Genomic DNA, 24169 nt, shown 5'->3' on the forward strand with positions numbered 1-24169 from the left:
CCGCAGCGACCTCATAGACGGCTGCCTCACCGAGACCGGCCTGGCCATCAGACCCACCTGAGCAACCCAACGACATCACGAGTTCAACCTCAGTATGTGAACCGGCTGAAGACCATCTGGGAAGGCAATGCCGTCTCCGGTCAGTAACGCCGCTGCACGCATCACCGCTCAGGGAAGGAATCGATCCAGTGCCCGAGATCAACGATGAGGACTGGATGCGCATCGAGGCCTGGCGGGAGCTGCCCGCTCGGGAGCGACGGGTGTTCTCGGTCGTCGGTCCAGCGCTGAGCGGCAAGACCGCTTATCTGCGAGCAGTGCACGACCGCTGGCCGAGCGCCGTCTTGATCGACTGCCGGGGCATGAGCGCCGACGCTGTGGCGACACGCATGCGAGACGAGTGCCGGGCCGCCCCTGCGGGCCGCCCCTGCGGCTTCCTCCTCGCCAATGTGCAGTACGCGGGCGAGGTACTGACGTCGACCGAGCCGGCTCGTGTGGCGGAGGTCCTGGCACCAGGATTCCGGCGGTTCGAAGGCCGTGAGGTATGGGTCATGGCGGAGTACGACTCCGAACGTGTGGCACCGCTTCCGTCGGGCGAGTACCAAGTGGTCCTGCCCGCGCCCCCTCCGGCCGAAGCAGCAGCCGAGGAACCCGAAGCGGCCCGCCGACTCGGAGCGCTGGCCGCCGCGGAACTCCGGCAGGTGCCACTGTCCGTCTGGAAGCTGCTCTGCGAGTCGAGTGGTACGCGGGAAACCGTGTCGGCCCTCCTCGCCTTCGCCGAGCAGCAGGCTGATGTTCTGGCCGTCGACGAGGTCCGGTCATCGGTCGCTTTCCGTTCCGACGCTCTGCTCCACGCATGGCGACGAAGGCAGCCCTGGGATTCCGCCGACCAGTCCCGGGTTGTCGGGGCACTGGTGTCCGCCGTGGAGGACGGTGGGCCAGGGCTCTGGGGTCGCAGTGGCCCAGTGGGGCAGTACGCCGCACATGCTCTCCCGCTTCATGCGGCGCTCGCCGGCGGTCTGCCCCGACTCCTGGAGGACGGCCGGATGTTGGCCCAGTGCACAGCTTCCGCCGTGCGCGAGGCCATCGCCGTCGCCTACCCCGATGGTGTGCCCTACGCGAGTGTGGCAGCCATGCTCCACTACCTGGAAGCACAGGGCATCACCCCCTCGTCGCAAGGCGAGTGGGTGGCTTGGCTTCATCACGCGGCACTCAGCTCGGGACGCCGGGAGCTGGCCGAACAGCTACTGGCTTCGGGGGTTCCGCTGCCGTGGCGGACAACATGGACCCACTGGCGTCCCATGGGAATCTTCGGCCAGGTTCCGGACCAGGCCGGTCGTGTCGACGAACTCGGCGTGACATCCGGTGAGTCGGGCCTGCGTGTCGTCACGGCCCGGGACATGACGACAGGCAAGAACGCTCACCCCAAGCACCGGTATGTCCGCCAGGAGTGGAATCCGGCAACCGGTGAGCCTGCCATCGCGCCGGTACATGTGCGGGCCTCCTTGGCCGAAGGCGGTCTTCCTTGGTACAACGCACGCCGGCTGCCGGGTTCCGATGCACCTGCCGCTGCCTTCGCTCGGCACACCGACAGTGGCTGGCAGCTGGATACGGACACGATCGCTCTTCCTCCCCGCTGCCCGTCCGCAGTGACACAGGGAGTGCATGTCGACGGCAGCTGGGTGCTTGCCGGCACCGCGGGCCTTTTCGCCGTGTCCGTGCAGGCGGCGGAGGGCTCCGGTCAAGCCGCGTACCGCAAGCAGCCCCTCGTCGCCGCGCACACCCGGTCCGCCCCATGGCCCCTGCCGCGGTCCGCGTCCGCTGCTCTGCGCGGCCGCGGGATGCGGGACTGGCTCGAGGAGACGTTCGGTCCTGACACCTGCCACCGGCTGACTGAGAATCAGCTTCCCCCGGGTCTCGGCGACCGTGACGCGCGCAGTTTCCTCCTCGAGACGGGCCTGCCCGAGATCAGCGACTTCCTGAACCTCGCCATCACCCCGCGGGACGACCGCCCGTTGCCCGAAGTGGCCTGGCCCGGCCGGGGGCGGGACGTACCCCGCCAGCGCCGTGCCAGGAGCGAGGCACCCAGCAACGGTCCGTTCTACGAGCTCGGTACCTGGATGTACTCCGGGCTGCTGCTCGACGGCAGCACCGGCCGCCTCTTCCGGGACACCACGGGTGGCTCGCCCGACCCCGTCGCCGGCAGCAGCCTCACGCAGTTCTTCGCCATGGTCCGGCTCTACGACGAGTTCCGCAGGACGCACTTCCCGTACGCCCCCGACCACAAGGACGCGCAGAGCAGCCTCACGGCGTGGTGCCGACAGATCGACGGCGTCGCCGCCCGGGCCGAGACCTGGACGCTCATTCTCGAAGGGTACGACTTCGAGGACAGCACGTGGGACTTGGCTTCCTACGGGGACGAGTGGGTCTGACACCCGAGCCGGGGCTCACCGGCCGGAAACATAGGATCACTGACGTATGCAGACGTGTCCGCACAGCGGAGGACGGGACCGATGACCGGCACTACCGACACCTACGCACCTCACCCCCACATAGGCGGCCGCACCGCAGCACTCCGTGCCCTCGCCGCCTGGCGGATGGAGTGGCCCGGTGCCCCGCGCGTCATCGTGGTAACCGGTGACTCCGGCAGCGGACGGTCACGGCTGCTCACTGGTTTCCTGATGTTGTGCGACCCGCAGTTCCGCAAGCGGCTGCCCCTGGACGAACTCGATCCATCGACCATTCCGCCCGATCTGTCAGCCCCGGCGGTGACCAGCACGCCTGGGCTCACGTCGGCTCAGATCCTGTGGCTGATCGCCGATCACTTCGACCTCGGCGCGAGCAGCACAGGAGATGTTTTCACCAGGCTGGCCGCCCTGGACGACGCCGTCACCGTCGTCGTCCCCGACGTCGACCGCGCCGGCCCGGTCCGGTCCGGCCGGGAGCCCGCCCGTGTAGTGCGGGACGTGCTCAAGCCATTGGCCACGACACCGACCGTGCGCCTTCTCACCGACGTGCCGCGTGGACTCGCCGCCGAGCTCGCGGAGGGCTTGCCGGCCGGAGTCGCGCAGATCATCGACCTCGACGCCCCTCAGTGGGCCGACCCCGAGGGTCTGGTGCTGCACGCCGATGCGGCCCTGAATCCTCAGTCCGGCGCCCCCGAGCTGCCGTTCACCGTCGACCCCGGGCAGCGTCGCCGGCTGGCCGAGGCCATCGGTCGGCGGGCCGGGACGAACCACCTCGTCGTCCAGCTGGCTGTGCACAGCATCCTGACGGCGCCCGACGGCTTCGACCCCACCGACGACCAGTACCTGCCGGCGTCCGTCGGCCAGGCCCTGGACCTGCACTCCCGCCGTCTCGGCAGTGACCCGCAGACGCTGCGGCTGATGCTCACCCCGCTGGCACTGGCCGAGGGCGCCGGGGTCCCGGTGGGGCTGTGGAGGCGACTCGCGGTCGCGGTCGCCGGGCCGGACCTGGCCGAGGCGATCGGGAACGGCATGACCCTCGTGGCGCCGTTCGTCGAACCTGTCGAAGAAGAGGACGGCCGTACGCTGCTGCGTCTGCTCCACCCGGCCATCGGGGACGAGATCCGCGCCGGGCTGGCAGGCGTCCGCACCGCCCAGTCCCAGATAGCCGTGGCACTGCTCGAGGCCGTACCGAACCAGGACTGGAGCCGAGCCGATCCCTACGTACGCGACCACATAGCGGGGCACACCCTCGAAGCCGGCATCCTTCCCCAACTCCTGACCGATCCAGGGCTCTTCGTCCACGCGGACCCGGTACGGCTGCGCGCGGCCATCGAGGCAGTCCCGACGGAAGAGCTCGGGCCCCCGGCCCTCACCTATCTCCGCACCGCTCCCCTGCTGACGCGTACCGAGGCCCCGGCCCAGTTGCGTGCCGCCCTGCTGGAGACCGCGTTCGTCGAGGACGGCCTGCCCGAATACGCCGCCGCGGTCCACCGGCTCGGCATCGACCTCCCGTGGCAGACCCTCTGGAACCTGCCGGTCCCGGGCATCCACGCGGTGACCATCGGGAGCATCCCGGCGTCCGGCGACGAACCGGCGGTCCCCGTCGCGGCACTCGCCGTCCCGGAGGGCACACCGGACGCGTACCCGGTCGGTGCGCGGGGCGGGTCCGCACTGCTCGTCCACAGCCTCGTCCAGCGGACACCCCTCGGCGACACGTCCCCCGAGCGGATACTGCGGCCTTCCGAGGAGGAGCGCGCCTCTGCTCCGCTCGCGCTCAGCGTGGGCGGGGACTACCTGCGGGTGTGGAGCCGCGCCGACGAGGAGGTCGTGGCCGCGCTGATCTCCGACGTCCCCTTCACCGGCGCCGACCTCTCCCCGGACGGCATCCTCCTCGTCGCCACCGAGCGTGGTGCGAAGGCCCTGCGGATCCTGGCGCAGACCCCACCGATAGCCTCGTAGAACCGACCCCACCCAGGCAGAACCGTTCCCGCCGACCCCGAAGGAGCCCCGCGTGACCACCCAGGAGCAGGCGCTCGCCACCGCCGACCGTTGGCTCAACCCCGACGGCGGCGAGGCGCCCCGCCGCGAGGTCAGGATGCGGGAGTTCGACCTGGGCTGGGTCGTGTGGGCCGCGCCCGCGCCGATGGAGCGGGACCCGCAGACCGGGGAGCGGCGGCCGCCGGCCGAGATCGGGGACGCGTGCGGGGTCGTGGACCGGCGTACCGGTGAGCTGACGGTCTGGCCTTCGGTGCCGGTCGACGAGGTCGTTCGGATGTACCGGCAGAAGCACGGCGGCGGTGCGGCCCCGGCGGAGGGCGCCCGTCCGGTGACCGGCCCGGGCAACACCGCCGTCTTCACCTACACCGACCCGGCCACCGGCGAGGAGACGACCCTCTTCCGCAACTCCGGCCCCGGGCTCCCGCCGTCCGAGTACCAGGCGGCGGGCGAGCTGCGGCGGATGGGCGTGCCCGACGAAAACGTCCTCGCGATCCACACCGACCTGCGCCCCAGCCTGCTGCCCGGCGGCTACACCGCCGAGCTCCTCAGCACCTTCCGCAACGCCAAGCTCTCCTGCACCCAGACGTACGGCGCCCGTCCCGAGGACCGCGCCGAGGGCATCGCCGGACTGGTCCAGCACGTCGAGATGATGCACCAGGTCGCCGGCCAACAGCCACCGCCCCGCCCGCACCGCGTCCCGGTCCCCGCACACGTGACGCCCGCCGGGCCGATGCGCGACGCGGCGCTCGGCCGGTACCTCGTCGAGGTCTTCGGCCAGGACGGGGTACTCCGCTACGACGCCGACGACGTCACCGGCAGCCCCCTGCCCGAGGCCGCCCGGGCGACGCTCACCTGGGCCGGTCTCCCCGCCGACCTGCCCCTCTTCTTCACCGCCGACCGGCCCGACAGCCCGCCCGCGGGCGGGCTGTTCACCGACATCGCCACCAACCTGCGCGAGCGCCGCAGCCCCGCCGACCCGGAGAAGGTCAACGCGCTGGCGCATCTCGCCCGTATCGGCTGGGACGGGGTGGCGGTCATCGCCGTGCAGTGCCGACCCGGCACGACGGAGCCCGACGGGCTCGGCGCCCTGTGGGCGATCGACCCCGTCAACGCGGCCGCCCGTTACGTCAACATCTCCGCCGCCGCCTTCGCCCGCTCCCTCGCACTCCTCGCCACCACCCGCCGCCGGATGCAGGGCATGGACCCGGTCGCGGCCGGCGCGGCGGTCGCGGCGTTCCAGGAACAGCTGGCCGCCATCGACGCCTCGGCGCCGGCGCACCGGAACACGTGGTGGTCCCTGATCGTCGAGCAGATGTGGCACGGGCTGTTCTGACCGGGCCCTGTACGCCGTCCCCGGGCTGAGGGCGGCGTACAGCATCGTGCGTGGGGCAGGCACTCCGCCCCACGCCCCACCGGACGCCCGGGCGGGTAACCGGGCTTCGGCAGCCCCTCCTGCCCGACGGCACGCTCGCACCCCTGCGGGCCGAGGAATTCGATCTCGGTTACGTCGTGTACGCCGTCCGTGTCGTGACCGCGCTCCCCCGGCTGCCCCCTCGGTCCGGAGGACCGTGCGGCCGCTCGCGCCTGCGCCCGTACGGCCGCTCATGCCTGCGCCCGTACGGGAGGCCGCTCATGCCTGCGCCCGTACGGCGCGCAGGGTGCCGGAGCTCCGCATCATGACCGCGTAGACGCCCGCGGCGACGACCATGCCGACGGGCAGGGAGAGGTCCACACCGCCCAGGGCGCCGGCGATCGGGCCCGAGTAGAGAGTGTTGACGCAGAGGGCTGCCGCGATCACACCCGCCGAGACGCCGGAGGCACCGGCCAGGTTGACGCCGCCCGTGTACCAGAACGGGCTCCGGGGTGTCTCGTCCGAAAGCGCGAGGCCGTCGTAGCGGCCCCGGCGCAGCAGGATGTCGGTCGCGTAGACGGCCGTCAGGGGGCCGATCAGGACGACGATCAGCTGCAGGGCGTTGCTGACGGTGTCGAGGAAGTGGGAGACGAGCAGGCCGTAGAGGGTCAGGGCGACGGCGACGGTTCCGTCGACGATCACGCTGAGGGAGCGGCGGATGCGGATGCCGACGGCCTGGAGGGCAAGGCCGGCGCTGTAGGCGGTCAGGGCGTTGACGGAGATCGTGCCGAGGACCAGGGCGAGCAGGAAGACCGGGGAGAGCCAGCCGGGCAGGATCTCCTCCAGCGCGGTCTGCGGGTCGGTCATGTCGACCGCGGTCGCGGCGAACGCGCCGAGGGAGCAGACGATGACGCTGGGCAGGAAGGCACCGAAGGCGGTCCAGCCGACGATCGCCTTCGGGGAGGTCGTACGGGGCAGGTAGCGGGAGAAGTCGGCGCTGGTGGTGTAGGACAGCGGGCCCGAGGCGACCATGGTGGTGCCGGCGATGAGGACCGCCCACAGGCCGGTGCCGGTCAGTGGCTCGGCGGGCCGGTACGAGAAGTCGGTGTGCCCGACCACGGGGAAGGCCACGACGGCGAAGGCGGCGGTCAGGGCCAGGGCGATCGGGAGGTAGAGCTTCATGATCATCGCGTGGCCGTAGACGCTGATGGCCAGGGTGAGCGCGGCGATGACCACGATGACGGCGACCTTGACGCCGGTGGTCGCGGTGATGCCGGTCTTCTCGACGAGGGCGAAGGCGGCGGTCGCGGCGGCGGCCAGGTTCAGGGCGAAGTAACAGACGGAGACCAGCCAGCCGCCGACCGCGTTGTTCACGCGGTTGCCGATGACGCCGTACAGAGCCCGGGTGATCACTTCGCTGGGGGCGCCCGCGACCGGGCCCGAGGTGGCGAGGACTCCGGTGAGCAGCCAGAACAGGTTGCCGGCCACGATCACGGCGACGGCCTGCCACAGGCTCAGGCCCATGAGTATCAGGCCGCCTCCGATCACCAGGCTGAGGTAGTTGACGTTGGCCGCCGCCCATACGGAGAAGAGTTCCCGGGGGTGGCCGTGGCGTTCCGTTTCGGGAATGCGGTCGATGCCGTGGACCTCGACGCGGCCCGCGCGGTCCGAGGCCGGCTGCGCCGTCTCGGCCGGGTGGTGCGTACCGGGGTGCGGTTCGGGAGTCGCGGACGCCATGGGGCCCTCCGGGTGCTGATCGTGCCCACGTGTCCTGCGGGCGGAGCGCTGCGGGCAGAGCACTGCGAGCAGGCGCTGCCCGCAGGTCTTGCTTATTGGTCGCACACTCAATAGCTTGTGGGGTATGCCGTCAAGCGTCCAGCGCAAAAGAATCCGAAAAGATCCGGCCGACCGGCGTGCGGAAATCGTCGCCGCGGCCGCCGGAATCGCCCTGACCGAGGGGCTGGAGTGCATCACCCTGCGGCGGATCGGCGAGGAACTCGACGTCCGCCCGGGGCTGATCAGCCACTACTTCCCCGCCGTGGAGGACCTGGTGGCCGAGGCGTTCGGCCACGCCGCGAGCGCCGAACTGGACGCCCTGATCCCGGCCGAGCGGACCGACGGCACCCCGACCCGGCACCTCGCCCGCTTCTTCGCGCACGCCACCGGGCAGGCGTACGACGACATCAGCCGGCTGTGGCTCAACGCCCGGCACCTCAGCCGCTACCGCCCGGCCCTGTCCGACCGGGTCGTCGTGCAGGAGGCCGCCTGGCGCGAACGCCTCGAAGAGCTCATCCGCGACGGTGTCGGGCGAGGCGAGTTCCGCACCGACGACCCCCTGGTCGCCGCCATCAGGATCCTGGTCGTCCTCGACGGCCTCGGCGCCCACGCCAACACCGACACCGGCAACCGCCCGCCGGCCATCCGGCGGATGGCCGTCAGTACCGCGGAACGTGAACTCGGCCTGCCGGACGGCACGCTCACCGCAGACGCCGCGGTCAGCGGCTAGCGGTCAGCGGCTAGCGGTCAGCGGCTAGCGGTCCACAGCCAGAACGACTCACACGGGCAGCACGCCGCCCCGCACCCACCGACGCCCGTCTCCAGCAAGGAGCCACCCATGCCGGCCCGCCTCGCCCTGCTCTCCGCCCGTCTGCTCGACCCGGCCACCGGTACGGTCCTGCCGCAGACCGGCCTGGCCGTGACCGACGGGCGGATCACCGCCCTGGGGGACGACCGGGAGATCCGCGCGCTCGCCGACGCCTCGACCACGGTGATCGACCTGAAGGGCGCCGTGGTGACCCCCGGCCTGACCGACGGCCACCTTCACCCCGTCTCGGGCGCCGAACTGACCCACGGCCTCGACCTGTCCGGCTGCACCGGCCTGGACGAGGTGCGCGAGGCGCTGGCCCGTGAGGTGCGCGCCCTCGCACCCGGCGCGTGGCTGCACGGCTGGGGCCTGGACCCGAACGTCTTCGGGAAGCGGCCCGTCGAGACCGCCCCCTTCGATGCTGTACTCGAGGGCGTCCCGGCCCTCCTCCTGCTCTTCGACGCGCACTCGATGCTGGCCAGCCGACGCGCCCTGGAACTCGCGGGCGTGGACGGGCCGCGGACCTTCGACCAGGCTTCGGCCGAGGTGGTCTGCGACGCTGCGGGCCGCCCGACCGGTCTGCTCCTGGAGGACGCGGCCTGCGAGCTCGTGGAGCGTGCCGCCCCACAGCCCACCCGTGAGGAACGCCGCGCCCGGCTCGTCGCCGCTCTGCGCGCCATGGCCGCGGCGGGCCTGACCGGCGGGCACGTCATGGATGCCAACGGCGACAGCCTCGCCTTCTTCTCCGAGCTGGACGCGGCCGGTGAACTGCCGTTGCGCCTGCGGGTCGCGCCCTGGTGCCAGCCGGGCACCGACTCCCAGGGGCTGCGCGCGCTGATCGAACAGCAGGGCACGGGCGGTGTGCTGTGGCGCGTCGACGGCGTCAAGATCTTCATGGACGGCACCGTCGACAACGGCACCGCCTGGCTGGAACGGCCCGACTGCCACGACGAGTCCACACACGCCTTCTGGCCCGACCCCCACGTCTACACGCGGATCATCGGCGAGCTGCACCGGGCCGGGGTGCCGACCGCCACCCACGCCATCGGTGACGCGGCCGTCCGCCACGTCCTCGACTCGGTCGAGAAGGCGCAGGCCGGCGGCGAGCGCGCGGTGCGGCACCGGATCGAGCACATCGAGACCGTGCCCGACGACACGGTCCGCCGCTTCGCCGGGCTCGGTGTGATCGCCTCCATGCAGCCCACCCACTGCTGCGACTTCACCCGCGCCGATCACACCGACAACTGGTCCCGCCGCCTCGGTGAGGAGCGTGCCTCCCGCGCCTGGCGCTGCCGCGACCTGTGGGACTCGGGTGCCACCGTCGTCCTCGGCTCCGACTGGCCCATCGCCCCCTACCCGCCGCTGGGCGTCATGGCCGGGGCCCGCCACCGCCGTCCGGCCCGCGACCTGACCCAGCCCCCGCACGGCCCGGAGCAGGCGCTCACCGCCCTGGAGGCCCTCCAGGCCATGACCGTCAACGCCGCCCACGCGGCCGGTGAGGAGCACGAGGCCGGCCGCCTCGCCGTCGGGTACCGCGCCGACCTCACGGTCTTCGCCGACAACCCCCTCACCACCCCCGCTCTCGACCTGCCCGACCTGCCGGTTCTCCTCACCGTCCTCGACGGCAACCCGACCCACCGCGACGCGAACCTGTAACGCACCGGGCCGGGCGGCCGGCAGGTCCGGGAGCAGCCTTGAACCGGACACGAGGTTGCCTCCGGCACGTCAGCCGCTCTCACCGGCGCATGCCCCATGCCCACACCCGGCCACGTCACCGGCCGCGTCCCTGGTCACGTCCCCGGCCGCAGGACATGGGCGGATCCGGATCCGGAGCCATCCCTTTCCGGCATCCGCCCACTGCCGGCCCGGCGGGCCACGATCAGGCGAGCGGGCTGCCTCCGTCGCAGGGCCCCGGACTCTCACGGAGGGGTGGCGCAGCGCGTGCTTGAGGTTGCGCCGCAGCATCGTCGTACACACCGGCGTGAGACGGGGAAGAGTGAAGAGCCCAGCGCGCGTAAGTGTGCTCAGTACAGCGAGAAGCCACCGCTGTGCCGCCCCTGGCTCTTCTTCCGGGGCTGCGAAGGCTCCCCCTCCGGGCGCTTCGGCCCGTTCGGATCCGAAGGAGAGCCGCCGCTCGCAGGCGCCTCCCCCTGCCTGATCTGCTCGCGCTCCTCGTCCGAGAGCGCCTCCCACTCGCCGCGCAGGGATGCCATGCCGCTGCCCAGGGCGCGCGCCGCCGAGGGGTCGTCCAGGGCGTTGCGCAGGGTGACGCGGCCCGAAAGCATCTTCTTCGCCGTGTCCTGCAGTTCCTTGCTTGCGCCACTGCTGTCGTCGGCCAGCTTGCGCAGTGCGGAGTTCAGAGAGCGGACCTGCTCCGGTTCGAGCGCTTCGTCCCACACGCCGCGGTCCGGGGAAGACCCTTGGGGATTACGGGAGTTCTGGGGGTTCTGGACCATCTCGCTTCTCCTCACTTCTCGTCACCCCAAGTATCTCCCGTCACCCGAAATCGCTACGGATACGGTCTGCTGCCGGCAACTGCCCGGCCGACGCCCCACCCAGCGGCACACAGGACAGGAGCAGGAGCAGTCACGGTGGAGGACACGGGTCAAGAGCCTCGGGCTGTCGGAGTACGACTGCCGGGCGCTGCCACCGACCCCGGTCCGGATGCGGCCCCGAGCCGTCCTTCCCTCCGCCCGCGTCCGCTGCCCGTCCGTCTCCGGCCGCAGCGGGAGCGTCCCCGACACCGCGCCGGGCACGCCACAGCGGCCGCGACTGGCATCCCGCACCCGGGGGAACGCGGCGGTGTCCGCCGGAATGCTCAGCGCGATGGTGGCCCGGGACGGCCTCGCAGCGACTTCCTCACCTGCGTCCTGGGAAGCAGCGCGGTACAGGCCGTACTCCGCAGCATGGCCTGAGCCTCCGCCGCTCCCACCGCCCGGGCCCCGCGTTCTCTATGACGTCCCCCTGCTCCACGTCGGGCAACCGGCCCGCTGGGACGCTACTGGCTCCGCACCAGTGTCAGCCCGTGCCCGCCGGGGAGAGCGAGGACGCCACCACGGGCAAGGCCGCCCGCGAACCAGGCCCCGCCCTCCGTCTCCCCCGACCAGCGCCGCCACCGGAACGGGGCGCGCGCCACCATCACCGGCGTCCAGTCGCCATCACCGTCTCCTGTCCTGACCTGCACAGGGATTCCCCCGCTCACCTTGCCCCGCCGAGCCCTGCGGACCGAGGTCTCGTACTCCCACGAACGGGTCCGCAGCACCGTGTCAATCGTGCGCAGGCACCGCAGCGACAGGGCGGAGAGCGCCGGCGGGCGCAGGCTGACAAGCATCAGGAGCAGGGCGACAGCGGCCACAGCATCCGTGGAACCACCCTTGGACACCCCCACCGCGACAAGCAACAGCGCCCACACGGCGGTCCAGGCAACACACCGGACGCGGGCTCGCCGCCATGCCTCCTGCAAGGCCGTTCGGGTTCCCGGATCGTCGAAGGCGCAGGCCGTTACGGGAACATGGGTTTGCTGCCTCGTGCGAGTCACTCCTTGGAAGGCACGTGGTGTCCCGGGGCGAGGGCAGGCAGCCAAGCCCTCGCGCCGGCCGCAGAACCGACGGCGAAGTAACTCGCCGCTCTTCACGCCACGCCATGTGGAGAAACTTTCGGGAATCGACCCTGAGCAGGAACGCCTGGAACACCTACCGAGACGGAAGGCAGCCACTATGGAGGCGGAGATCCCGCCCCACCAGACGGGAACCCTGCACATGAGCTTCTTCTGGGGGCCGTTCACGTCACTCGGCGACGGTCCCTTGCACCGGATGTGTCGGCCCGTGGGGCTTTGGGTGGCGGTGATCTCATCGACCACCGCCACCAAAGGCCCCACCGTGTACGTACCAGCGGGGATGCGGCGTCGGATCAGCTGGGAAAGGGGCCAGGGGGCGGTGGTGTCATGGCCGTCCCGGCATCAGACGTACGCCGGCCCAGCAACGCCAGCAGCAGACCGCCGATCGTCATGAGCAGGCCGACTCCCGCCACCCCGAGACCAAGCATCCACGGCCCCTGTTCCAGGTCGGGATGGGTGGTCTTCGGAGTGCCTACAGGGGTGGCGAAGTGCTGCTTGCCCTTGTGCTTCACCGGCAGGGTCCTGTCGACGGGCGGCGAGCCCGCGGCCTTCACCGCGGCGGCGGCGTCGATCTGCCCGAAGCCGAGCAGCGCGTTCGGCCCGCCGCCCGGGTGCCGGGCCGTGCTGGTGAGAATCGCCCGGACCTGCGCAGGTGTCAGTTCGCGGTGGTGGGAGAGCATCAGTGCCACGACACCGGACGCGAGAGCGGTCGCAGGCGAGGTGCCGTCGACCGGCCAGAAACCACCGGTGTTCTTCGCGCTGGTGATGTCCACGCCCGGGGCGGCCACCTCGTTGTACTCGTGCACGGTGGAGAAGTCTGCGCGGCCGCCACCCTGTTCCGTGGCCGCGACAGCGATGACGTTGGCGTAACCGGCCGGCGCGGAAGGCTGGTTGAGTTCGTCCCCGCTGTTGCCTGCCCCGGCGAGGAGCGGCACCCCATGGCTGACCGCGTAGCCGATCGCCGCGACTTCGTCCTCGTTCTTGAAATCGCCGACCTCACCGGTCCCCAGGGACAGCGAGATCACATCGGCGCCGTGGTCCACTGCGTACCGGATGCCTTTCGCGACCGGACTCACACCGCGTTGCAGGTCCTCGTAGCCGTCGCCCTCGTCCTTGTCGGAGTTCACCCGTACGGAGAGGATCTTGGCCTTGGGAGCGACCTTGAGGACGTCCGAAGCCATGGCAGTGCCGTGGTCTCCCCAGTCCGGGCTTGACGGTTCCATGCCGTCCTCGCGGAAGTCCGGGCCGGTGGTCACCCGCCCCTTGACCGCGGGGTGGTCGGCGACCACTCCGGTGTCCAGGACCGCCACGGTGATGCCTTCGCCCTGGCTGAGCTGATGTGCCGCCGGGAGGCTGAGCGCGTTGCTTTCCCAGCTCGCCGGCGTGCCGGCGGCGTGAGCGGGAGTCGCCGGCCATGCGCACACGAGCCCGCTCAACACGACGCCGGCAACGGCCGTCCTCGTACCGTGTCGCCTCACTTCGCGCCTCCCAGTTGCAGGTCGCCCATGTGCAGCTGGAACATTTTGACGAGGGCTTCGGCCTCTGCGGAGGCAGCTGTGCGGTCGCCGCGACCGTCGTAGTCGTCCTCGCCCCACTCCCCCGGAAGGTTTCCCGCGATCCGCCCGTCGGCCGACCCCGTGGTGACAGCGACGGCATACGGCATGTGCTCGCCCGGCGTTTGCGCCAGCGCGGCTCCGTTACGTCCGTCCTTCCAGCCCGCGGCAGGAGTCCCCGGAACGGCCAGCGGGACCACCGCTCCCTGCGTTCCCCTCAGGTCTTCGAAGTCCTGAGCCATCTCGGCCTTCTTCAGCTCTTCCCCGGGAAGCACGATCAGGGCGACTGTTGCCACCATGTCGCCCGTGAGGTCGACATAGGTGGAGCGCAACACCGCCTCGCAGCCCAGCCGTTTCGCCGTCTTCAGGGTCTTCCCGTCCAGACCCTTGCTGCACGAGGTTTCCGGGGAGATCGCGAGGCGGCGCCAGCTCGCGTACTTGGGGTTGGTGAGAACACCCATCCGGCCGTCACGCCCCCCGATCGTGTCAGGAAAGACATGGTCGGAGGGTTCGTCCCTCCAGATGACCTCGCCGTACTCACGATTGGCGATCGACTGCCGGCTGTTGCTGTGTATGTGCGCGGCCAGAGCGCCGCCGCCCACCAGGCCGAGCAGTCCGAAGACAGTGAGAAACGAGCCGGTCACTTTGCGGGCCGTACGACCGCCTCCGCCTGGAGAGCGGGGAGGAACCGGGGACATTCCAGGTGGCGCGACCGGTACGGGCGGCGGCTGGACCGCTCCTTGCCACTGCTGTTGCTGCCAGCCGCCCTGCTGGGGAGGCGGCCCGTAGTGGTTGGCGCTGCCCGGGCTTCCAGGCGGCGTCGGGTAGGACATGGGTTCCCTCTCACGTGTTTCTTACGGTGAGGGATACGGTGCGCGGCCCGGCCTCACGCAACAGAGTCGGCATTCCGGTCGGCCTGCAACGGAGTCATGCGCGCGAACTCACACGTAGGGACACACCCGCAACTTCCGGATGCACCCTCCCCGTTAGTCACACAACACCCTATGACCTCCCCTCAGGCGAGGCACACTCACCGCGTGCATCTTCCGTGCAGGCATGGTGATCGGGCCGCCCAGCCTTCCCCCGCCTCGCACTGGCATGTGCGGAATCCCGGAGCAGCCCCGCGCGAGGCCGAAACCACATCAGATCAAGCCGGGCGAGGAGCGGGGGCGGACGATGCCCGTCTCAGGACACGTCACGTGCACCGAAGACAGCGCGGAAACGCCCGCTTCCTCACGCCCTGTTCAACAACCGGTGATCCGAAGGAACGCCCCAGCCGCCCTACGGGTTGTCCCGCAACTGATCTTGGATGAAGGTGGTTGGTCAGGACTGGATCCTGGGGACCACCGAGGCGCCCCGCCGCCACGGTCGCGTCGTTCTCGTGGACTGTCCGGTTTGAGACCTGGTGTCCAAGGTGACCCAGGGCGCGACGGGTGGCGGGCGGATCCGCCTGGGGAAATGAGCGGCAGGGTCCCCCTGGTGCGCGGTACGGTGCGCCGATGTCAGCGATCAAGAAGTTCCAAGTCACCTTTGACTGCGCAGAACCTGAGCGTCTCGCTCGTTTCTGGTGCGAGGTGTTGGGGTACGTCGTACCGCCGCCACCGGAGGGGTTCACCACCTGGGACGATTTCAACCACACCCTGCCTCCTGAGAAGCAAGGTTCCTGGTTCGCCTGCAGTGATCCCTCAGGCGTGGGCCCCAGCCTGTACTTCCAGCGCGTCCCCGAAGGCAAGATCGTTAAGAATCGGGTGCATCTCGACGTCCGGGCCGGCACCGGGCTCGTGGGGGACGAGCGCCTCGCCGCGCTCGAAGCCGAGTGTGCACGACTGGTCGCGCTCGGCGCCACCCACGTGCAAACGCTGTATGCCGATGAGGAAAATGAGTCGTGCATCCCAATGCTGGACATCGAGGGCAACGAATTCTGTATCGACTGAGCACTCTCCGGGCCCGGGGATGTGAGGAGCCGCCTCCCTTGGGCCTCTCTGGTCTCGTATGGGGCGGGAGTTACCCCGTGAGGGCGAGGTTGTGCAGCCGGGCGATGCCGAGCATGGCGGTGTGAACGCCGTCGCCTTTCAGACGGGAGTCACGAAGGATCTTCCATGCCTTCATCCGCGCGAAGACGTGCTCGACGCGGACCCGGACCTGGCGGTGGGAGGTGTTGCGCTCCTCTTTCCAAGCTGGCAGTTCGGTCTGGCCGCGTTCACGGCGGTGCGGGATGAGCAGGCCGGTGCCCCGATAGCCGCCGTCCGCGATGACCGCGGCCCGGCCGACGGCGGCCTTCGCACCGGAAAGTTCCCACGCCTTGCAATCGTTGCGGTTGCCCGTGACCGGTCGGCCGACGGCGACGACGAGTCGGGAGTCGGTATCGATGACGACCTGGTGGTTGGTCGAGTACCGGTAGTTCTTCGACTGCTCGGCAACCGTATGATCCCGCGTGGGCACTAGGGTGCCGTCGACGATCAGCACGGCGTCCTTACGGAACCGCTGACGGGGCTGAAGCGCAAGCGACGGCCCGAGGTGGCCGATAATGCGGTTAGCGGCCGACTTCGACACCCCGAAAAGCGGGGCGAGCTGCCGCAGCGTCAAGTTCGTACGCCAGTAAGCCGCTACCAGCAGGATCCGGTCCTCCAGAGTCAGGCTCCACGGTCGACCCTTGTGCACCTGGTCCGTACCTTCGCTCCGCATCGCAGTGACCAGCTTGCCGAACTGCCGCGGGTTCAGCCCGGTGACCGGGGCTATCCAGGATGGCTCCAACGCCGTGATCAGACCAGGCACGGCAAGATCATGACACCAAGATCAGCCGTTACGGGACAGTCCTCAGCGTTTGCCGATACGGGCGCTTCGAGCCCGGCCCATGCGCTCGGCGTCCCGTCCGATTTCGCGGAACTCGTCGATGCTCATCCGTGAACGGCGTTCGAAGGTCATGAGCCCACTGCCTCCAGGCAGTGCGACGACTCCGCCGAAAGCCGGGTCGCCGGCAAACCAAGCGCCGCTCTCCATCGCCGTATCCCAGCGGTTCCACCGGAGCGGGTTACGCGACAGCATCGCGGGGGACCAGTCGTCGTCACCGTTGCCGGTCTTGACTTGAGCAGCAACTCCGTAGGATTCGCTGACATGCGGGTGCTTGCGGGCCGCTGCTCGAAGTTCCCAGGGATACGACCGCAGAACCCTGCGTATCCGCCGCAGGCGAAGCAGGGATCCGATGTACACGTACAGCATGCAGGGGACGACAAGACCGAGGAAAAGCGCGATCCCCAAGCCCGCCAGACCGCCCTTCTTGGTATCCGTGGCGTACAAACTCAAAAGGACGAGCAGCGCCAGCGAGACAATCAGGCAGGCAATGAACCGGCCCACGACTCGGCGGCGCGCCCGACGCCAAGCCGTCCGCGTCCCCGGATCGTCGAAAGCGCACTTGATCAGGGGCACTTGGTGTGCATGGGGGGCCTGAGGGTCATGTGTCATTGGCGTTGCTCCAAATACGTTCACTGGGTGCTGCGGGGCGTGGGGGCGGGGGCCGGCGTCCGGTGGCCGATGGCCGGTGTTCGCCGGTCACCCGACGGGCGCGCGACGCCTGAGGCCGGCTCGCCTCGCCCGCCCGATGCGGTCGGCGTCGGCTTGCTTCCGGCTCTCGGAGAGCTCCTTCCATGCCCTGGGCTGCATGAACAGCAGCTCACCGGTGCCCGGCACAATTGCCGCGCCCCCGAACAGGTCGTCCCCCGCGAACCAAACGCCGTCCGCGATTCCTCCGGGCCAGCCGCTGCGCGACAGGGGATCCATGGCCGACAGCACGAGCGAGCCGTCGGTCCCTTCCTCGCCGAGGCGGAGAACGAGCTTTCCGCCGCTCCTCGAATCCAGTTTCTCCACCGGGCCTCGGAACGACAGAGGATACGTACGGAAGACCCGCGAGCACCTCCAGGTCCATGACACAGCCGAGAAGAAGAGGACCACCGTGATCAGAAGTCCGGTGAACCCCACCACAGCCAGTGGCGCCAGGTAGTCGATCCCCGTGACGAACAGCAAGACGATCATGGGAACGAAAATGACGAAACACTTCGCGAAGCGCTTCAGCGCGAAGACGTAGTGATGCTTCAACGCCCCCCGGAAGTCCGTTCCATCGGTTGCGTAGGACGCTCTGGCGGCTTCTGACCGGAGGTTGTCTTTCAGCTCTCTCCCGTTCATCCGAAGTCGCTCCTCATCACCGCTGCGGCAGAACCGGGGGCCGCTGCTTCGGGGGCCCGCTCCGCTCCAGCCGGATCCGGGTCGGTGAACGTCACCGTACGTGCGGTGCCGAGCAGTACACCTCGATAGTCATCGGCGAGCTCCAATGACGCGGTCACCATCTGCACGACGACGACCGATGAGGACCGGGCGTCGGGAATCGCCACCATTCCCTGCCAGGTCTTCTCCTGCCTGGGCTCCTCCTGCCCCTCGGGCGGCGCGCCCGGGGCCACCGCCGTCCGCACCGTCTCGGACAGGAAGCCCACCCCGACGGGCAGTTCGACGGGCCGAAGACCATCGTCGGGACCGTTCCCCGGGCTGTCGGCGAGCAGCTTGGTGAGGACGAGTTTGGGGCTCACTCCCGGCATGGGAACACTGGAGACCGTGAGCACGGACAGCGCGGAACCGCCGCTGTTGTCGGGGTGCATACCCAGCGCGCATCCCTGGACCTGCTGTTTCTGCAGCGCCATCACCACAAAGGCGTACAGCCGGAACACCTGGTCGGCGCGGTCACGGGCCTCGCCGGGGAGTTCCCTGATCTGCCGCGCGACCTCCGCGAGTCCTTCGCGTGACGGGTGGAGATCCACTTGGCGGTAGCCGTGCGGGATTCCGTACCAGAACGCCGGCTTCGGCTCGGCCACTGTCATGTCGAGAAGGTCGTTCACAGCCGGATACCCCTTGCGAATTCACCCAGGTCAGTGACGATCTCCACGGTTGTGCCCCACGCCCCGGACCCGGCAGCGATCGCCTTCGTGGCTTCGGCGGTGTCATGCCCGTAGCCGTCGTCCGGCAGTACGTCGTGGCTTTCCAGGGACGACGCCGTGTTCGCCACGACGTTGATGCCATTGATGGCGTAGTCGCGGATCCCGGAACTGGTGGCGACGTCGAGCGCTTTGTACGAAAGGGCCGGCACGACTTCGCTGGTGAAAGCGCCGGCCTTCGCCCCCAGTGACAGGGCTTCGCCGCCTTCTCTGGCAACCGCCACCGCGAGCCCCGCCTCGCTGCCCGCTCTGGCAAGGACACCGACGCCCGGCACCATGCCAAGGGCATCGCCGCCGACGGCAGCCCAGGCGGTCAGCCCTTCCTTCCACCCGTACTCGCCCATCAACGAGTCTCTGAAGTCTTCGCTCGCGAGGTTCTTACTCATGGCCGCCGCACTGGCGACGATCGCGATGCCCGCGAAGACGGGTGCCAGAGGGGTCGGGAAGAGCGCCAGCAGGCCTGCGACGGCTCCGATGGTCCCGGCGTGCTCCAGCAGGAACTCGCCGGCCTTCTTGATCCCCTCACCGATGGCGGAAAGCGTCTTGCTGAACCAGCCCGGCTCCTTCGGAGCCAGCTTGTCGTCGGCTTCGTCGAGCTTGCCCGCGATGACACCGGCCCGGTCGCTGTGGTCGCCCTCCAGCGCCCGCGCCTTGGTGATGACGTCGTTGTACGCCGTGGTGGCGTTGGCGAGGTGAGTCGCCGCCTCGTTGAGTGAACGCTCGGCCGCCCGCAGGCGTGCCGTCGCGGCGTCGGCCTCCTCCTGGCTGGGGTACTGCCGCCCGCCAAGTCGGAGATCCGGGTTCTTGCCGGCCTCGTCGTGGCGCTGCTTGGCCTTGTCGGCTGCCGTCTTCTTCTCGCGCGCGACTTCGTCGTACTGCTTCGCCAGGTCGCGGTGGGAGGAGAGGTCACCATCCCATTTGTCCAGCCAGGCAGCTGCCTTCTCGAGGGAGTCCGCGGCGTTCTTCATGTACTGCGGAAGTTCGCCGTCCAGCGCGGACCGGAACGCGTCCGCCGCATCACCCTCCCAACTGCTGCTCATACCCAGCAGCTTCGTGATCTGGCCGTGCGAGGTGCTGAGCGCCGACGCCGCAGCCTTGACCTTCCGCTGCAGTTCCGAGACTTCGCCGGGGACACCCGGGACCGGATTCCAACCAAGGTTCGGATAAGGATTTGCCGCCATCAGCCCTGGGCCCCCCGACCGGACGTCGACGCGTCAGCCATCTGCTTAAGGGCCTGCGCCAGCTCCTTCTCAAGCTTCTCGTAGCTGAGCTTGTTCTCTTTGACGCCCTCGCTGATCGCGCCAATCATTTCACTCAGCTGCTCGGACCCGTATTTCCATTTTTCCTGGAACGTGTCACACGCCTCGTCCAGCCGCGCCGTCCCAATCTGGTCGGCACGGACGTGCGACAACGCCTTGCGGGCTTCATCCAGTTCTTTGATGGACTGCTGCAGCGATTTAACAAATTCACCAAGCTGATCCGTATCAGCCTTGAAATGATCACCCACGAACGAACCCATCCTCAGCGAAAGTGAAGCGCGCACACGATACACGGAAGCGGTGGGAAGCTTCCGCGCACAGTCCACCGGCATCAAGCCAGTACAATTACGGACCTAGACGGCAATAGAGGACGTAGTGTTCTTGCATTCCTGCCCTGGCCCGACGCGGCCGGTGGGACGATTCAGCCGTTCGGGTGGTGCGATCACTCGGCCCTGGGTCGTGAACCACAACTTGTGGGCTCCGACCGGGCCGTTGCCGCCAGCCCGGCCGAAGAAGAGACCAGGGCCACGCCCGGCGCCGGACCGGCTGTGTCAGCGGGGCATCCGATACGCGCTGCACAAAGTCCTCCCCTGGAGCTGGGATTTCGGCTCCGGACAGACCTGCTGACGGCGCCTGGAGCGGTGGCAGCCGGCCGGGGTCTTCGATCGGTTGCACCGGATCCCGCTCACCGAGTTGCGCGCGGCCGACGAACTCGACTGGCCCAGGGCGTGCGTGAACGGTTCCCCCTCCGCCCGAAAAAAAGGGGCGTCGTCACAGACCCGTCGCCGGTCGGCCGACGGAAGGCGGGCAGCAAACACCACCTGATCTGCCACGGGCCCGGCACCCCGCTCAAGGCCATCACCACCGCGGCCAGCGTCAACGACGGCACCCAGCCCCTCGCCCTGGTCGACGGCATCCCGCCCATCGCCATCGCGGACCGCTCCGGCTCGCCCCCGCCGACACCCCGAAGCCTTGCTCGGCGACTAGAGCACCGACACCGACCGGGAGGAACTCCGCAAGGGCCGCATCCTCTCTGTCATCTCCGGAAAGGAGCGCCCAACATCCAGCGCATGGGCAAGCTCCGCTGCGTCGTGGAGCAGACCTTCGCCCCGCCCCACGAGTTCAAGCGCCTCGCCGTCCGCCGGGAACGCCAAACCGCACTCCACGCCGCATTGATCTTATTGACCTGCAGCCTCATCCGCCGGAGACGTCACAAGAAAGGTCGCCCATGATCCCGTCACGAGCTCGTAGCAGCCATGACGGCCGACGGATGGAGCTAAGTTCCATCCGCCCGCCTGACCGCCGCGATGTCAGAGCGGGGCCGGGGCGTTCGCCGGGAGGATCCCTGGAAAACGGTTTCTGAAGTGCTCGTGCTCCGTGATGTTCAGCGTCAGCCAGGAGCCGTCCAAGAAGCCGAACTCGAAGTGAGATTCACTCTTGTGCTGCCGTACCCACACAAGATCCTCACGGGCGACCCGCCAGCCCGCCACCGCACCGTCCCCGATTTCGAAGGCGCTCGATTGGTGAGCGGGAGCGTAGAAAACCTGGAGCGTGTTGGGTGTGACCGCCAGGAAGCTCCACACTCGCCACCATCGAGAGCACGGCTGAACAGCCGCCTGGAACTGTCCGGCCAGGCTTCGCCAACCGCCGTAGTACGGCTTTCCCTTCCGTTTCCACTCAGCACGTTGCTGCTCGTCCGCACACATCTCCGGCGATCCCGAGAGTGACTCGCTCCAGAAGATCTGCATGCCCGCGGACCAGACCTTATAAGGAAAGGAGCCGCTCATCCTGAGGTCGCTGAACACCTCAGGGCGAATATCCTTGGGCGCCACGGGCTCCTTCTCTTTCCAGAGCGCAAGACGCTCAACAGGAAATAGCCCCATGAGCTCCACACCATCAGGGAGGAGTGGCACTACGCGTTGCTTCATTACTTCGGTGTCCATTGCAGCACCCGTCTGTAGTGGGTCACCCGAAGTCCGAGGTGACGGCCGTGTGGACTTGCCGCCTGCAACCGAACGACACCTCAACAGTGAGAGAACCGGCCGTCGAGTCAACGCTCGCACTGATGTCACACGCCGGCGTAGCTCGACCAACTACTTGCGGCTCAGAAACCACCACGTACCCTCGCTGCCGGCCGTCCTCCACCTGCCAGCCTTGACCACCGAAGTGATTCAAGACGCCGCTGAGGGCGTTCGACAACTGATCCGGCGTCAAACTGTCCATGCGCCAGTTGTGTTGAGCTGTACAAGCAGATTGAAGTCCCTTGCCCCAGCAATCGGTACAGGCAGTGACAGAAAGACGGTCGTGGCTCTGCAAGAAACGGCCGCGAACAGCAGCTGACTCGAGGACCCGACTTGAGTGCCAGCGAAGACGCTGCCGCGTTTCATCATCCATGCCGTCATGGGGAACAGGTTTTCCCTGCGTCGTGAGCGCGGCACGTGCGGCTACCTCTGCGTCGGACGCCCAGTCGATGGTTCGGAGAATCTCCGCGAAGACCTCTGAGTGGAGATCCCAGCCGTCAGGCGTGAACGCACTGAGCTCGAAAAGCAGCATCTCCGCAGTATTCGGCAGCGGCACATACGTCTGAATGATGTTCCTGTCGACGGACCGGGTCACTCCCGTACGAGTTTCCTGAACACTGAAAGCGGACGCGCCAATCCGCGAGACAGCAGGTCCACACGGCAGATCGCTCTGGAATACCTCGTCACGAGGATACCCGCGCATGAGCGTATTCAAAAGGGTGGAAATCTCATCCTCCCCTTCCCCATCTGCCTCTATGTTCATGGGCAGCTGAGTCATGACTACTGTCGACGCAGTCGCATGCCCCTCGTGCTCCAGGAAGCAGAGCCCAGCGTATTGGACGCCAGCCTCCACCATCTCAACAACCTGGGAGCCCAGCAGTGAGGCGAAGATGAACTGGTCTTCGACGGAGTGATCGGGGAGTACAGCAAGGGCAAGGTCATGCAACCGCGAAGCGGCCTCTTCGTCATTCTGCGCGTCAAGCGGGAGTTCATGAAAGAAGGGCGGCATGATCCAGCCGATTCGCAGCTCAGTGGGCCCCTCATGCGCACTGTTGACCGACTGTCCCGCATGAGCATATTCCAGCATTCTCATATCCTCGACTGAACTTGGCTATGCGATTACGCAGCGAGAGTGTGCCGGAATGTGGAACTCTGCGGCGCACTGGGCGCCTGGGTGCTGCTGCCGGAGTCTCCGCCATTCAGCAGGCCGTTGATGGTGGACGCCCCCTTGATTACGATTTGCGTGGGCAGTGCCGGCAATTCCGTATTGAAGGATTTTTTCAACGCCCAGTTGATACCCTTCATGCTCAATGGATTTTCGAGGCCTTCATAGACCCCTCTTGCGGTGGCTCCACTCGCAAGCCCCTTCGCGGCAGAACCGACCTTGGAAATCACCCCGGCCCCCGCGGCAGCCTTCCAGGCGGCGGTTGCGCCCTTGGCAAGGCCACCCACGCCAGGTAGTACACCCAGAGCGTCAAGCCCGATCTTCCAGCCGGGTGTGCCGTTTCCTCGAGCGTTACCCATCCAGTGCCCAGCCATGGCGCCAGCTGCACATACTGCAGCTGCTGAGGCCAGCACCACCGAGGCGACCTGCCCGACGACTGGAATCGCGTTCACAGCCAGTGCGGCAACACCAAGTCCGGCTGACCACGTTGAGAGATCATCGGCGTGCTCGACAAGCCAGTCCTTGAAGTCACGCCAACTCTTCTTGAGGCCATCCGTGATCTTCCCCCACATCGAAAGATCTGGCGGATGGTTTTCTGATGCCTTGAGAATGGCCCGCTCAGCATCGCCTGCCCGATCTTTCCACTGAGCGTGGATCCGTTCGGCTTCCCTGATCAAGCCGCTCAACTTTTCGTTGGCTTGGTCTGCATCGCTGCGGGCACTATCAAGTGCCTCATTGATCTGCTTGAGCTGTTCCTCAGGGAAAATTTGCCCCTGGTACTTCGCCACGAGTTGATTGTACTGACCTGTGTACAACTCTGCCGATTTCCGGGCAGTAACAGCTTCCGCTTCAATGCGCTCGGCATTGGTCTGAAATCCCTCGAGCTGGCCGTGCCATGTTTTCAGGGCCTTGGCACACGCCTGCATCGAATCGGTGCCCTGCTTGAGGTATTTAGGGAGCTCGCCGAGCTTCTTCGAGAAACGGTCTGCGGCATCCCCCGTCCAAAAACTGCCCGCATCGCCAACGGTCTTCAGGAGATGATCCAGCTCGTCCAGCTCCTTGCCAACGGCATCGACATCCTTAGCCAGGAGCTGAATCGCCTCTAAGTCACCCTTAGCAGGGTTGAATTGCACACCGGGCCACGCACTGTCGTCCTCGATGAACATGCTTCGCCAGCT

21 protein-coding genes are annotated in these 24169 nt (G+C 68.3%); 7 read left to right on the forward strand and 14 right to left on the reverse strand.

The window, feature by feature from the left end:
• Positions 1-188: 188 nt before the first annotated feature.
• The 3 genes from ACWD0Y_RS22915 (at position 189) to ACWD0Y_RS22925 (ending at position 5796) form a co-directional block, all read left to right on the forward strand.
• The gene (locus ACWD0Y_RS22915) at positions 189-2429 is read left to right on the forward strand and encodes an SUKH-4 family immunity protein (protein ID WP_450262176.1); all 2241 of its coding nucleotides are present in this window, start codon (positions 189-191) and stop codon (positions 2427-2429) included.
• Between the two features lie 81 nt (positions 2430-2510).
• Positions 2511-4424 carry an ATP-binding protein gene (locus ACWD0Y_RS22920; protein WP_450262177.1) on the forward strand — a complete coding sequence of 638 codons (1914 nt, stop codon included), beginning with the start codon at positions 2511-2513 and terminating at the stop codon, positions 4422-4424.
• Positions 4425-4476: 52 nt separating this feature from the next.
• A complete protein-coding gene (locus ACWD0Y_RS22925; protein WP_450262178.1) occupies positions 4477-5796 on the forward strand; it encodes an SUKH-4 family immunity protein in 1320 nt (439 codons plus the stop codon).
• 297 nt (positions 5797-6093) lie between these two features.
• On the opposite strand, the gene ACWD0Y_RS22930 is transcribed toward ACWD0Y_RS22925, so the two are convergent.
• The gene (locus tag ACWD0Y_RS22930; protein WP_450262179.1) at positions 6094-7551 is read right to left on the reverse strand and encodes a purine-cytosine permease family protein; all 1458 of its coding nucleotides are present in this window, start codon (positions 7549-7551) and stop codon (positions 6094-6096) included.
• 124 nt (positions 7552-7675) lie between these two features.
• Between ACWD0Y_RS22930 and ACWD0Y_RS22935 the strand changes: the two genes are divergently transcribed.
• The gene (locus tag ACWD0Y_RS22935; protein WP_450262180.1) at positions 7676-8320 is read left to right on the forward strand and encodes a TetR/AcrR family transcriptional regulator; all 645 of its coding nucleotides are present in this window, start codon (positions 7676-7678) and stop codon (positions 8318-8320) included.
• 108 nt (positions 8321-8428) lie between these two features.
• Positions 8429-10054, forward strand: a complete 1626-nt coding sequence (locus ACWD0Y_RS22940) for an amidohydrolase (RefSeq protein WP_450262181.1) — start codon at positions 8429-8431, stop codon at positions 10052-10054.
• Between the two features lie 368 nt (positions 10055-10422).
• On the opposite strand, the gene ACWD0Y_RS22945 is transcribed toward ACWD0Y_RS22940, so the two are convergent.
• The 4 genes from ACWD0Y_RS22945 to ACWD0Y_RS22960 form a co-directional block, all read right to left on the reverse strand.
• Entirely contained in the window at positions 10423-10854 is a 432-nt protein-coding gene (locus tag ACWD0Y_RS22945; RefSeq protein ID WP_450262182.1) for a hypothetical protein, read from the reverse strand.
• Between the two features lie 542 nt (positions 10855-11396).
• On the reverse strand, positions 11397-11753 hold the full coding sequence (locus ACWD0Y_RS22950) for a hypothetical protein (RefSeq protein ID WP_450262183.1): 357 nt from the start codon (positions 11751-11753) through the stop codon (positions 11397-11399).
• Positions 11754-12307: 554 nt separating this feature from the next.
• Positions 12308-13438 (reverse strand): S8 family peptidase, encoded by a 1131-nt coding sequence (locus tag ACWD0Y_RS22955; protein WP_450262184.1) that lies wholly within the window; start codon positions 13436-13438, stop codon positions 12308-12310.
• 50 nt (positions 13439-13488) lie between these two features.
• Positions 13489-14211: a hypothetical protein gene (locus ACWD0Y_RS22960; protein ID WP_450262185.1), complete on the reverse strand. Its 723-nt coding sequence runs from the start codon at positions 14209-14211 to the stop codon at positions 13489-13491.
• 855 nt (positions 14212-15066) lie between these two features.
• Between ACWD0Y_RS22960 and ACWD0Y_RS22965 the strand changes: the two genes are divergently transcribed.
• Complete coding sequence (locus tag ACWD0Y_RS22965) at positions 15067-15501, forward strand: VOC family protein (protein WP_450262186.1); 435 nt, start codon at positions 15067-15069, stop codon at positions 15499-15501.
• A 70-nt stretch (positions 15502-15571) separates the two neighbouring features.
• Here ACWD0Y_RS22965 and ACWD0Y_RS22970 read toward each other — a convergent pair whose 3' ends face one another.
• The 6 genes from ACWD0Y_RS22970 to ACWD0Y_RS22995 form a co-directional block, all read right to left on the reverse strand.
• Positions 15572-16342 carry a transposase gene (locus tag ACWD0Y_RS22970; protein WP_450262187.1) on the reverse strand — a complete coding sequence of 257 codons (771 nt, stop codon included), beginning with the start codon at positions 16340-16342 and terminating at the stop codon, positions 15572-15574.
• A gap of 42 nt (positions 16343-16384) precedes the next feature.
• Positions 16385-16993 (reverse strand): hypothetical protein, encoded by a 609-nt coding sequence (locus ACWD0Y_RS22975; RefSeq protein ID WP_450262188.1) that lies wholly within the window; start codon positions 16991-16993, stop codon positions 16385-16387.
• A gap of 123 nt (positions 16994-17116) precedes the next feature.
• Complete coding sequence (locus ACWD0Y_RS22980; protein WP_450262189.1) at positions 17117-17746, reverse strand: hypothetical protein; 630 nt, start codon at positions 17744-17746, stop codon at positions 17117-17119.
• Complete coding sequence (locus tag ACWD0Y_RS22985) at positions 17743-18450, reverse strand: hypothetical protein (protein WP_450262190.1); 708 nt, start codon at positions 18448-18450, stop codon at positions 17743-17745. The genes ACWD0Y_RS22980 and ACWD0Y_RS22985 overlap by 4 nt, the downstream gene beginning before the upstream one ends.
• Entirely contained in the window at positions 18447-19727 is a 1281-nt protein-coding gene (locus ACWD0Y_RS22990) for a putative T7SS-secreted protein (protein WP_450262191.1), read from the reverse strand. Before ACWD0Y_RS22990 ends, ACWD0Y_RS22985 begins: the two co-directional genes overlap by 4 nt.
• Positions 19727-20053 carry a hypothetical protein gene (locus ACWD0Y_RS22995; RefSeq protein ID WP_450262192.1) on the reverse strand — a complete coding sequence of 109 codons (327 nt, stop codon included), beginning with the start codon at positions 20051-20053 and terminating at the stop codon, positions 19727-19729. Before ACWD0Y_RS22995 ends, ACWD0Y_RS22990 begins: the two co-directional genes overlap by 1 nt.
• A 480-nt stretch (positions 20054-20533) precedes the next feature.
• Here ACWD0Y_RS22995 and ACWD0Y_RS23000 point away from each other — a divergent pair, with 480 nt between their 5' ends.
• Positions 20534-21037: a transposase gene (locus ACWD0Y_RS23000; RefSeq protein WP_450262193.1), complete on the forward strand. Its 504-nt coding sequence runs from the start codon at positions 20534-20536 to the stop codon at positions 21035-21037.
• Between the two features lie 78 nt (positions 21038-21115).
• On the opposite strand, the gene ACWD0Y_RS23005 is transcribed toward ACWD0Y_RS23000, so the two are convergent.
• Genes ACWD0Y_RS23005 through ACWD0Y_RS23015 form a run of 3 tightly spaced genes read right to left on the reverse strand, consistent with a single transcriptional unit; the run spans position 21116 to position 24157 of the window.
• On the reverse strand, positions 21116-21748 hold the full coding sequence (locus tag ACWD0Y_RS23005) for a hypothetical protein (protein ID WP_450262194.1): 633 nt from the start codon (positions 21746-21748) through the stop codon (positions 21116-21118).
• Positions 21749-21770: 22 nt separating this feature from the next.
• A complete protein-coding gene (locus tag ACWD0Y_RS23010) occupies positions 21771-22913 on the reverse strand; it encodes a hypothetical protein (protein WP_450262195.1) in 1143 nt (380 codons plus the stop codon).
• A 32-nt stretch (positions 22914-22945) separates the two neighbouring features.
• Positions 22946-24157, reverse strand: a complete 1212-nt coding sequence (locus tag ACWD0Y_RS23015; protein ID WP_450262196.1) for a putative T7SS-secreted protein — start codon at positions 24155-24157, stop codon at positions 22946-22948.
• Positions 24158-24169: the final 12 nt, after the last annotated feature.

The organism is Streptomyces altiplanensis (assembly GCF_053591575.1).

Coding starts and splice junctions, on each gene's coding strand:
- ACWD0Y_RS22920 (WP_450262177.1), top strand. CDS start 2,511: ATGACCGGCACTACCGACACCTACGCACCTCACCCCCACATAGGCGGC.
- ACWD0Y_RS22930 (WP_450262179.1), bottom strand. CDS start 7,551: ATGGCGTCCGCGACTCCCGAACCGCACCCCGGTACGCACCACCCGGCC.
- ACWD0Y_RS22935 (WP_450262180.1), top strand. CDS start 7,676: ATGCCGTCAAGCGTCCAGCGCAAAAGAATCCGAAAAGATCCGGCCGAC.
- ACWD0Y_RS22940 (WP_450262181.1), top strand. CDS start 8,429: ATGCCGGCCCGCCTCGCCCTGCTCTCCGCCCGTCTGCTCGACCCGGCC.
- ACWD0Y_RS22945 (WP_450262182.1), bottom strand. CDS start 10,854: ATGGTCCAGAACCCCCAGAACTCCCGTAATCCCCAAGGGTCTTCCCCG.
- ACWD0Y_RS22965 (WP_450262186.1), top strand. CDS start 15,067: ATGTCAGCGATCAAGAAGTTCCAAGTCACCTTTGACTGCGCAGAACCT.
- ACWD0Y_RS22980 (WP_450262189.1), bottom strand. CDS start 17,746: ATGAACGGGAGAGAGCTGAAAGACAACCTCCGGTCAGAAGCCGCCAGA.
- ACWD0Y_RS22990 (WP_450262191.1), bottom strand. CDS start 19,727: ATGGCGGCAAATCCTTATCCGAACCTTGGTTGGAATCCGGTCCCGGGT.
- ACWD0Y_RS23005 (WP_450262194.1), bottom strand. CDS start 21,748: ATGGACACCGAAGTAATGAAGCAACGCGTAGTGCCACTCCTCCCTGAT.
- ACWD0Y_RS23010 (WP_450262195.1), bottom strand. CDS start 22,913: ATGCTGGAATATGCTCATGCGGGACAGTCGGTCAACAGTGCGCATGAG.
- ACWD0Y_RS23015 (WP_450262196.1), bottom strand. CDS start 24,157: ATGTTCATCGAGGACGACAGTGCGTGGCCCGGTGTGCAATTCAACCCT.